Below are 9,381 nucleotides of genomic sequence, written 5' to 3'. Positions count from 1 at the left end.
GCTACTTCAGACCATCCTTAGCCTATTTCTGGCTAGTAATACTCACGGCCATCCTGTTCCGAGTCCATTAACTCTGAACTGGGAATATCAGAATGACCATCGGTTCCAACTTCAATTACCCCGCAGACACAGCCCAACACCCCCATCGAAAAAAAAGATCCAGTAAAAGCAAATGGGCAGCCAGGTTCCCTAATCCACCCGATTTGTGTTTCGACTACCGGGCGCTCGTGGAGCAGGTCAATGGAATTGCCCAGGCTACTGAACCCCACCACAAAATATGCATTATTGGTGCTGGCATCACAGGATTGACAACTGCACGTGAACTTTACCGATGCGGCTTCACAAACATAACGTTAATTGAAAAGTCAACGCGCATTGGCGGAAGGCACCTCACCGCTCTTGGGAATAACAATACCCACACCGTTGGCAGACCGCCTTTCGAGATGGGTGCAATGAGAATGCCGTTCTTCAACACATCAGACGAACCGCCTAAAGATGGGCGTTCACTCATGGCCTATTACGCCAACGAATTCGAATTGCGCCACACAGACTTCCCCAATCCAGGCAGCCCTGCGGTGCGATCCACAGGTATATTTCTACGAGAAGGAAGCGTCGATGACAGCGCAGAACCTACCATGCTTATCTGGAAAAACACGGATGGAAAAACACCGCCTCCAGGTCAAACACTGGGCAATGTTTTCGCAAAATGGAAAGCCTTCGCCGAGCGCATGACGTTGATCGTCTCCGAACATTACGGTACTGAAGGCTGGGAGAACATATGGGATTTAATAGTCAAGAAATACGAAAGTGTTTCCTTCCGCGATTTGGTCAAAATGCCAAGCATCGGTAGCTGGCAATCAAGTGACCCTGGAAACTTCGGTGGCATGGGCATGACTGCACAGGAATCCGCGGTTTTCTACTCCATCGGCATCGGTGATGGCAGTTGGGGAGCATTCTATGACGTATGTTCACTTTACCCACTGCGCACATCGATATTTGGATTCAGCAGTCATCTGCAATTAATCCACGGGCGTGTGAACGCGGACGGCACACCGATGGCGTCGCCTTACTCAGCCCCTCCCGAGCCCTTGGATTCGAGAGGTCTAGCTTTCAACAAACCCAACTACATCGGACTTGGGTCCCTGGCCGAATCCATACTCTTCATCAAACCCGAAGAAGCACATGAGTCTTTATACGAGCACCTCATAAAAAGTCATTCCGGGCTCATGACCGATTGTGCAGCAACAAAAATCAAGAAACTGAAAAACGGGAAAACACGAGTCTATTTCGACTGGAACGTCACACAAAAAGAAAACGCAAAAAAAGAATTCATCGATTATGACTCCGTAGTAATAACACTGCCTTCATGGCTGATCGAAACGCAAATATCAATTGAAAACTTCAACCCGGAAATGCTCCCCTTTGAAATTATAGAAGCCTACAAAACAGCTCATTGGGAAACCAGCTGTAAAGTGTACGCACCACTCAAAAAAACGTTTCTCTCTCACAATAAAAAAATCCCTCAAGCCATCGTGACGGATAGCTTGGTTCATGATGTATATACCTACCGCTACAACCCTAACCATACCTACGACTGCATTCTTCTCAGCTACACATGGGAAGACGACGCCACAAAGCTATCGGTATTCACCGATGAAGAACTCGTTGATAGATGCATCGAAGACCTCGACAGAATCCTTTTGAAATCTACCAATATCAAAGAAAAAATATCACCCTACATCGGACGTAATCACGCGGTGGTTCAACGATGGATGAATGATAAAAACTCGCTTGGCTGCGCAAAGCTTTATCGTGCAGGTACTTATTACGACGCCATGAAGCTACTGAAATACAATCGAGACTTTTCTCACAAGTCAGGCTTGTACCTCTGTGGTGAATCCTTCTCTGTAGATGCGGGCTGGACGGAGCCCTGCTTCAGGGGAGCAATCGATACCGTGATAAACATTTGTAATAGAACGAAAGCCGCTTTCAACGGAGGTTTTACTATGGACGACTACCCAACCTATAAAGCCGAACCATAAAAGAAAGAGACTACAACGTAACGGGAATCACCTGACTTTTAATTAAACACTTGCTCGCCTCTTATAAACGCCCAACCGAATCACGGTTGTATAACAATAAGAGGTCACCGCCATGAGCGAACCAGCAAGCCCCGCACGCGTAGCCGTCATCCAACTGGACCCTCAGGTTGGCGTGAACAACCGAGCCAACAATCTGCGTCAAAGTCTTGCACTGGCGACAGAAGCGGCAAACGGTGGAGCGAACCTGATCGTACTGCCCGAGCTTACCAATTGTGGGTATTTCTTCAGCAGTCGCCAGGACGCTTTTGATCATGCCGAACGGGTTCCAAGCGGCGAAAGTGTGCAGGCGTGGATAGATTTTGCCTGTAAGCACCAGGTTTACCTGGTGGCAGGCCTGTGTGAAATAGACGGTATGCAGTTGTTCAATACTGCTGTGCTGCTAGGCCCCGATGGGTTTATCGGCAAATACCGCAAGGCGCATCTATGGAACCTGGAAAAGCTCTGGTTCACGCCTGGTGATACCGGTTTTCCAGTATTTGAAACACCGATAGGCCGTATTGGCCTGCTGATTTGTTGGGATATCTGGTTCCCGGAGGTGCCACGTATTCTCAGCCAGCAGGGCGCCGATATTATTTGCAGCTTGAACAATTGGGTGTGGACGCCACCGCCGCTGTTCGATGAGGCAGGCAAATGCATGGCGTCGTACCTGACGATGACCGCCGCCCACGTCAATAACGTGTTTATCGCTGCCGCCAGCCGCATTGGCGAAGAGCGGGAAGCGCGTTACCTCGGATGCTCGTTGATTGCCGGAACCAACGGCTGGCCGATTGGCGCGGTAGCCTCAGCCAATCGCCAGGAAATCCTGTTCGCCGACATTGATATCACCAGCGCCCGCAGTGCTCCGATCTGGAACAGCCTCAATGACCTGCAGCGTGATCGACGCAATGATCTCTACGATCAAATGCTCGGCTACTCCCAACACCCCGCCCTTCCACGCTGATCGGAGGGCGTACTATGAAAACACTCATTACCGAAACGAGGTCCAACCGGTCCAGGGCAGATCTCACCGTCCTGATACTGGGGTTAGCCAGTGTGCTACTGGTGCTGTGGGTGGCGCTCAGCAACCAATGGTCCTGGCCGGGCTACGCCGAGATGGTCGCAAGCCTGCCCCACCCTGTTGCCTGGCTACGGTGGATAGTCGGGGATATCAGTGAAGTAGCCTTCTACAAGCACGAACTGGCATCGCTCGGTTTGTTGGGCGGCGCCTACCTGGCATGGTGGGCGAGCAAGAACGGTAAAGCCTGGCAGGGATTTTCTATTTCCTACGGAACAGGGTTATGGCCTTGGTTGGTAACCAGTTCACTGCTGGGGTTAATGCTGAGTAATCTACTGTGGGGCTGGAGCGTCACCGCACAGACGTGGCAACCAACGTTTGCGGCATTCGTCTCGTTACCAGCAGCCATGGTGCTGATGTTCGGCGGCGGCTGGAAAGTTGCCATAAACGGTGCAGTGTTGGGCGCATTGCTGGTGACCCCCATTTGCCTGCTGATCGTGAACTTCGTGTGCGTCCCACTGGGTCTTCCAGTAGTGATCGGCAATGTGGTGGGCATGGCGATCGGCAGTGTCATTGCATTTGTAGCGTGTCGTCGAGTGCCGTCGCTGGTGAGTTCTGATTACATAGCCCCCGCCAAGCCGGCACCCGCGAAGCCGCCCACTTACGGTATTGTCTGGAGCCTGCGTCGGGTGTTGGCGGACTTCTCCGAAGCACCATTTTTCGGAAACGAACTCGCGAGTCTCGGGTTGCTGGCAGGTGTGTTGGTGGCCTATGCACTGAACCCGATCAGCCCGGCGTATGGATCAGGCCTGGTTTTGCACCTGCTCGCCGCCCAGGCGCTAACATCGGCTCTGGGCGTCGTGATCTGGCGGAAACAGTGGATAAAACGAGGATGGTTTCCGACCTACGTTCCACTGGTCTCTGCAGTGCCAGCAGCTGTATTGACCCATGGTGGTAGTTGGACAGTCATCGGTTCAAGTGCTTTGCTTGGGGCTCTGGTCGCGCCGCCACTAGCCTGTGCAATTGCGGGCCGCTTGCCCGCACACTTTCACCCGTACATTGGCAATGTCACCTCAATGGCGTTGAGTACGTTGATGATAGTGCCGTTGGTGGGTTGGTTGATCGAGATGTAGCCCTTGCCCCACGCTGTATTCTTCATGCAGCGTGGGAACAGCTTTCTCCCTTACAGCCACCGCCAAAACCGACTCCAAAACCCCCGCCCCAAATCATCCTTGCACCGCGCATACTGCGCCGCATACAGCTGTGAACGCGCCTGCACCTTGCTGGCCACCGGCGGCAGCCAGGCCTTGGCGGCGTAGGTGCGCTGGCGGTAGCCGCCCCAGCCTTCGTGGTAGTTCAGGTACTGGCCGTAGGCGTCGTATTTGTAGACGCCGTTGACGGTGTAGGTCTTGTCCATGTACCAGCCGACAAAGTCGATGGCGTCGTCGAAGTCCTGGCGACTGGCGCCGCTGCGGCCGGTGCTCTTGCGGTAGTCGTTCCACACTTCGTCCTTGGCCTGGGCGTAGCCGGCGGCGGTGGAGACGCGGCCCCAGGGGATGATCCACAGCAGGTATTTGCGCGGGGCCAGGGCGTCCTGGTGGAAGCCGGACTCCTGGTACATGATGGCGAACGGCACCTGGATCGGCACGCCCCAGCGTTTTTGCGTGACTTTGGCGGCGTCGTACCAGTCGTCCTTTTCGCGGAAGATGCCGCAGAGGTCATTGGGCGTGCGTGGCGGCGAGGTGCCGCACGCCGCCAGCATGGAGGTGAGTAGTAACAGTCCGACGGCTTTGCCTGCGCTCAAGGGGCACCTTTGCGAGATACGCGTTAAGGCCGGCATTCTGCCACAAACCCTGTAGGAGCCGGCTTGCCGGCGATTGCGGTATGTCAGTCAGCACGTTGGTGACAGGGCCACCGCGATCGCTGGCAAGCCAGCTCCTACAGATGGGAGTTGTGCTTAATGACTGCGGTGACCTCCAATTCCAGCATGCCGCCGCTGGGCAACCCCGCCACGCCCACCGCCGACCTCGCGTGCCGGCCCTGCTCACCGAACACATCGATCAGCACCTGGGAAGCGCCGTCGACCACTTTGGAATAGCTGTGGAAACCCTCGCCGCCATACACAAAGCCACGCACAAACAGAATGCGCTCGACATTCTCCAACCCTACCACCTGATCCAGCACGCTCAAGGCGCGCAGCGCACAGGTTTGACCAGCTTGTGTCACCCGCGCGGGCGAGGTCTGGTCCGTCACCGGTCCGCTGATCACGCCATCGCCCAGTCGGCACACTTGCCCACTCACATAGGCCACACCCGCATGGATCGTCACCGGCACATAGTCACCCTTGGGGCCTGGCGCCTCGGGCAGTTGCAAGCCCAAGGCGGCGATACGTTCGCGAATACTCATGCGGGCTCCTCGACAAATTCCACATGCCCACCCAACCAGCACCCCTGCACCTGCCCTGCCGCATCGTGACGAAAGCGCAGCGAAATCTGCGAAGGCCGGCCCATCGCGCGGCCTTGGCGGATGTACACCGGACGATCGTCATCGGTCACCAAGCCGTTTTCCAACAGACCAAAGGACAACGCTGCCGCCGCAATACCGGTGGCGGCGTCTTCCGGGTAACCCGAAGACTTGGGGAACTGCCGCGCATCAAACTGGCGACCTTCAAGGTCCGACGGCGCGTAGGGATACAACCCGGTAGAGCCGATGCGCTCACACAGTTGCTCCATGCGGCGGAAGTCCGGCTTGAGGCTGTCCAGCACCGCCACGCTTTTGAGCGCAACCAGTGTTTTGACGCGGCTGGTGCGGGCGTTCTGGATCGGCAACGGCGCCAGTTCATTGGAGGTAATGCCCAGCACCGATAGAATCTCGGCCTCAACCTGCGGATCGCTCAAGGTTTCAACCTGCCCCTTGGGTTGGCTGATTTCCACTTGGATCTGTGGAGTGCCCGCATTGGCGATCTGGGCGTCAACCCGCCCGCTCAACGTCCACAACGCCAGGCGCTCCTTGTGCAGCATGCCCAATTGATCCAGCAGCCAAATGGCGCCGACGGTGGCATGGCCGCACATTTCCATCTCATGGTTGGGCACCCAGAAACGCAGGGCAAAATCGAAATCGCTGCCGGCCGGTGCGGCAAACACAAAGCCGCATTCATGCCCGTAATCGCGGGCGACTTGCTGCATATCGGCATCACTCATGCCGTCGGCCAGCGCCACGGTCGGCGCCGGGTTGCCGCCACGCGCGGTGGCGGGAAATACATTGACCAGATGAACCTCGGGCGTCATTTCGCCTCTCCCTTGAGGGTGGAAACAGTCGGCGCCACGGCGTCGACGATGGTGTTGGTGTAGACCTGCTGCGGGTCGAGTGTCACCGGATCATTCTCGACGGCGTTCATGAAACTGATGTTCTTCTCGACGCCGTCTCGTTCTATACGCGGCGTGGCCGGATAGGACGGCAATGAAGCCGTCCAGGCGGCGTCGAAGATCGCCGCATCGGTGTGGGCGAAGTACGGGCGCACCGACTCGCGGGCCTTGTCCGGTTCGCTGGCGATCAAGTGTTCGGCTTTCCAGATAGCGCGCACCAGTTTCTCGGCGGTGGCCTTGTTGCTGCTCAACCAGTCCTCGCGGGCGATCATCGCGGTGAACAGGAAGCCGTCCAAGGGTTTGTATTCGCCCTTGGCCAGGTCCATCAGCACAAACCCGCCCTGCTGCGCCGCCGTGGTGACGGTGGGCGGCGACAGCGAGAAACCGTTGATGCTGCCCTGGGAAAACGCCGCCAGCATGTTCGGCGCACCGCCGATGGGCATGATGGTGAAGTCCTTGTCCGGGTTCAGGCCGGCGTCCTTGGCCAGGTAGCGCACCAACATGTCGGTGGTGCTGCCGGGGCCAGTCACGCCGATCTTCAAGCCTTTGAGGGCCTGGGCACGCGCCGAAATGGGCGACGCGGCCGACACCCCAGCCTTGCGCGCCGACTCGCCGTCAATTACCACGGTGCTGCCGAATTGGGTCTGCACGGCGGCAAACGCCTGCACGTTCTGGCCTTTGGAACGCGCGCGCACCGCGACCGCCGGCAGGCCGACGTAGGCATCCGCGTCGCGGCCGAGCACGGCCGTCAACGCCGCCGAGCCGCCCTTTTGAAACACGATCACTTCCACATTCAGGCCTTCTTCGGCGAAGTAGCCCTGCTTCTGCGCGACGTAGATCGGCACATACAGGAAGCCTTCGCTGGGGAACGCCAGGGTGACCTTGGTGAGGTCCTGGGCCTGGGCGGCGGGCAGGAAGGCAGCGCACAACAGACCGGTAATCACAAGACGCTTAAGCATGATCAAGCTCCAAACCAGAGGGGGTTAAACCGCGACTTCACGTTCCGCTTCATTGGCTTTCCACGGCATCAGCTTGCTTTCGGCCAGCTTCACCGCCGTGTTCAGGATCAGCGCCAAAGCAATGATCCCCACCAGCGCGGCAAACACGCCGGCGGTGTCGAACTGCGAAGCCGCATCCGACAGCAGATAGCCCAGGCCACGGTTGGCCGCGATGATCTCGCCCACCAGCGCGCCGATCAGCGCATAGGGCACCGACAACCGCAGGCCGGTGAACACCCAGGTGAAGGCCGAGGGGATCACCACCATGGTCAGCAGGTCGCGCTCCTTGGCGCCCATCAGGCGCAGGATAGTCAGTTGCTCGCGGGACACGTTGCGCACGCCGCTGTAGGTGTTGAGGAACACCAGGAAGAACACCACCGCGGCGGTGAGGATGACTTTCATCGGCAGACCGATGCCGAACCAGAGGATGAACAGCGGCGCCAGCGCCACTTTCGGCAGGCTGTAGAACGCGGTCAAAAACGGATCGAGGATGTCAGCCAGCAACTTGGCGCGACCCAGTACAAGGCCTGCGATCAAGCCCGCGAGGGAGCCGAAGAAAAAGCCCAGCACCGCCTCCAGGGTGGTGATGCCGGCATGGTAGAAAAACACGCCATTGAGCAGGATTTTCCACAGACTCTGGGCCACGGCCGAAGGGCGGCTGATGAAGAATTCCACGCCAAACCAGCGTGACACGCCTTCCCACAACAGCATCAGGAACACCAGGAACAGCAAGCGATAAACCTGGATCATACGACCTCCAGCGAGTGAGCCAATGAAGAAGGGTCAGCGGCGCCGGCAACGTCGGGCGCCAGGCGTTTCCACAGTTCGGCGCAGAGTTCCACGTAGCGTGGGTCGGAGCGCAGTTGCACCAGGTTGCGTTCACCGGTCAGGGGGATATCGAGCACATGGTCGATGGTGCCGGGGCGACCGGCGAACACCACGCAGCGGTCGGCCAGGGCGATGGCCTCGTCGACGTCATGGGTGACGAACAGCACGGTCTTGTTGAGCTTGCGGCACAGGCGCAGCAGTTCGGTCTGCAGGGTCAGGCGCATTTGCGCATCGAGGGCGCCGAAGGGTTCGTCCATCAGCAGGGTTTCCGGGTCGCTGGCCATCAAGCGCGCCATGGCCGCGCGTTTGCGCATGCCGCCGGAAAGTTGGTTGGGGTAGCTCTCGCCGAAACCGGTGAGGCCGACCAGCGCCATCAATTCCTCCACCCGCGCCTCGATCTCGGCCTTGGGCACGCGGCGAATCTGCAGCGGCACCGCGATGTTGCCCGCCACCGTGCGCCAAGGCAGCAGGTGATCGGCCTGGGTCATGTAACCGACCCGGGTGTTGACGCCTTTGACCTCGGCACCGTCGTAATGCACCACGCCTTCGGTAGGGCCGAACAGCCCGGCGGTCATGTTGAGCAAGGTGGACTTGCCGCAGCCCGAGGGGCCGACCAGGGTGATGATTTCGCCGCGCTGGACCTCCAGCGACACATTGCGCACAGCCACAAACTGGCGGCCCTCGACTTTGAAGCTTTTTTGCACGCCTGAAAAACGGATAAAGGGTTTTGCGCTCACCGCCCCTCCTCGTCCGGTACGCCGGACTTGTTTGTTGTTGGTGAGCAGAGGATGAACGGATGACAGATTTGTGGCGCACGGGATCGGGCCGGATGATGCGCGGGATTGGGACACCGGTGATTGGGGTTGCGCCTGGAGGAACCGACTCAAATGTGGGAGCTGGCTTGCCTGCGAAAGCGGCCTACCAGACGACCACAATCTAACTGTCACCCCGCAATCCAACTGTAGGAGCTGGCTTGCCTGCGAAGGCGGCCTGACAGCCGACCTGGATGTTGGATCTGATCGGGTACATATCCGTTATTTGGGTGATGGCGGCCTATGGTTCCGCCCTTACGGCGGGTCACTTTTGGAAAAGAG

General features: G+C 57.9%; 9 protein-coding genes. 3 read left to right on the top strand and 6 right to left on the bottom strand.

What is annotated here, in order from left to right; genetic code table 11:
• Positions 1-92: 92 nt before the first annotated feature.
• From HX793_RS12370 to HX793_RS12360, 3 genes are all read left to right on the top strand, one after another.
• Complete coding sequence (locus HX793_RS12370; protein ID WP_177060336.1) at positions 93-2,042, top strand: flavin monoamine oxidase family protein; 1,950 nt, start codon at positions 93-95, stop codon at positions 2,040-2,042.
• A 112-nt stretch (positions 2,043-2,154) separates the two neighbouring features.
• Entirely contained in the window at positions 2,155-3,042 is an 888-nt protein-coding gene (locus HX793_RS12365; protein WP_177052849.1) for a nitrilase family protein, read from the top strand.
• A 14-nt stretch (positions 3,043-3,056) separates the two neighbouring features.
• Positions 3,057-4,229 carry a hypothetical protein gene (locus tag HX793_RS12360; protein WP_177095618.1) on the top strand — a complete coding sequence of 391 codons (1,173 nt, stop codon included), beginning with the start codon at positions 3,057-3,059 and terminating at the stop codon, positions 4,227-4,229.
• Positions 4,230-4,279: 50 nt separating this feature from the next.
• Here HX793_RS12360 and HX793_RS12355 read toward each other — a convergent pair whose 3' ends face one another.
• The 6 genes from HX793_RS12355 to HX793_RS12330 form a co-directional block, all read right to left on the bottom strand.
• On the bottom strand, positions 4,280-4,900 hold the full coding sequence (locus HX793_RS12355) for a transglycosylase SLT domain-containing protein (RefSeq protein ID WP_177052851.1): 621 nt from the start codon (positions 4,898-4,900) through the stop codon (positions 4,280-4,282).
• Between the two features lie 134 nt (positions 4,901-5,034).
• Entirely contained in the window at positions 5,035-5,502 is a 468-nt protein-coding gene (locus tag HX793_RS12350) for a RidA family protein (RefSeq protein WP_177052852.1), read from the bottom strand.
• Positions 5,499-6,383, bottom strand: a complete 885-nt coding sequence (locus HX793_RS12345) for a PhzF family phenazine biosynthesis protein (RefSeq protein WP_177060340.1) — start codon at positions 6,381-6,383, stop codon at positions 5,499-5,501. Before HX793_RS12345 ends, HX793_RS12350 begins: the two co-directional genes overlap by 4 nt.
• Positions 6,380-7,420 carry an ABC transporter substrate-binding protein gene (locus HX793_RS12340; RefSeq protein ID WP_177052854.1) on the bottom strand — a complete coding sequence of 347 codons (1,041 nt, stop codon included), beginning with the start codon at positions 7,418-7,420 and terminating at the stop codon, positions 6,380-6,382. The genes HX793_RS12345 and HX793_RS12340 overlap by 4 nt, the downstream gene beginning before the upstream one ends.
• A gap of 24 nt (positions 7,421-7,444) precedes the next feature.
• Positions 7,445-8,209 carry an ABC transporter permease gene (locus HX793_RS12335; protein WP_016976714.1) on the bottom strand — a complete coding sequence of 255 codons (765 nt, stop codon included), beginning with the start codon at positions 8,207-8,209 and terminating at the stop codon, positions 7,445-7,447.
• Positions 8,206-9,024, bottom strand: a complete 819-nt coding sequence (locus HX793_RS12330; RefSeq protein WP_016976715.1) for an ABC transporter ATP-binding protein — start codon at positions 9,022-9,024, stop codon at positions 8,206-8,208. Before HX793_RS12330 ends, HX793_RS12335 begins: the two co-directional genes overlap by 4 nt.
• Between the last annotated feature and the right edge of the window lie 357 nt (positions 9,025-9,381).

Origin of the sequence: Pseudomonas reactans (assembly GCF_013387025.1) — a bacterium.
GTDB classification, from domain to species: Bacteria; Pseudomonadota; Gammaproteobacteria; order Pseudomonadales; family Pseudomonadaceae; genus Aquipseudomonas; species Aquipseudomonas reactans.
The sequence above is the reverse complement of the archived record's forward strand: the minus strand, read 5'-3'. Positions and strand labels throughout refer to the sequence as shown.

Bases quoted from the DNA above. Each gene is read 5' to 3' on its own strand.
- HX793_RS12335 (WP_016976714.1), bottom strand. From the start codon at position 8,209: ATGATCCAGGTTTATCGCTTGCTGTTCCTGGTGTTCCTGATGCTGTTG.
- HX793_RS12350 (WP_177052852.1), bottom strand. From the start codon at position 5,502: ATGAGTATTCGCGAACGTATCGCCGCCTTGGGCTTGCAACTGCCCGAG.
- HX793_RS12345 (WP_177060340.1), bottom strand. From the start codon at position 6,383: ATGACGCCCGAGGTTCATCTGGTCAATGTATTTCCCGCCACCGCGCGT.
- HX793_RS12340 (WP_177052854.1), bottom strand. From the start codon at position 7,420: ATGCTTAAGCGTCTTGTGATTACCGGTCTGTTGTGCGCTGCCTTCCTG.
- HX793_RS12365 (WP_177052849.1), top strand. From the start codon at position 2,155: ATGAGCGAACCAGCAAGCCCCGCACGCGTAGCCGTCATCCAACTGGAC.
- HX793_RS12370 (WP_177060336.1), top strand. From the start codon at position 93: ATGACCATCGGTTCCAACTTCAATTACCCCGCAGACACAGCCCAACAC.
- HX793_RS12360 (WP_177095618.1), top strand. From the start codon at position 3,057: ATGAAAACACTCATTACCGAAACGAGGTCCAACCGGTCCAGGGCAGAT.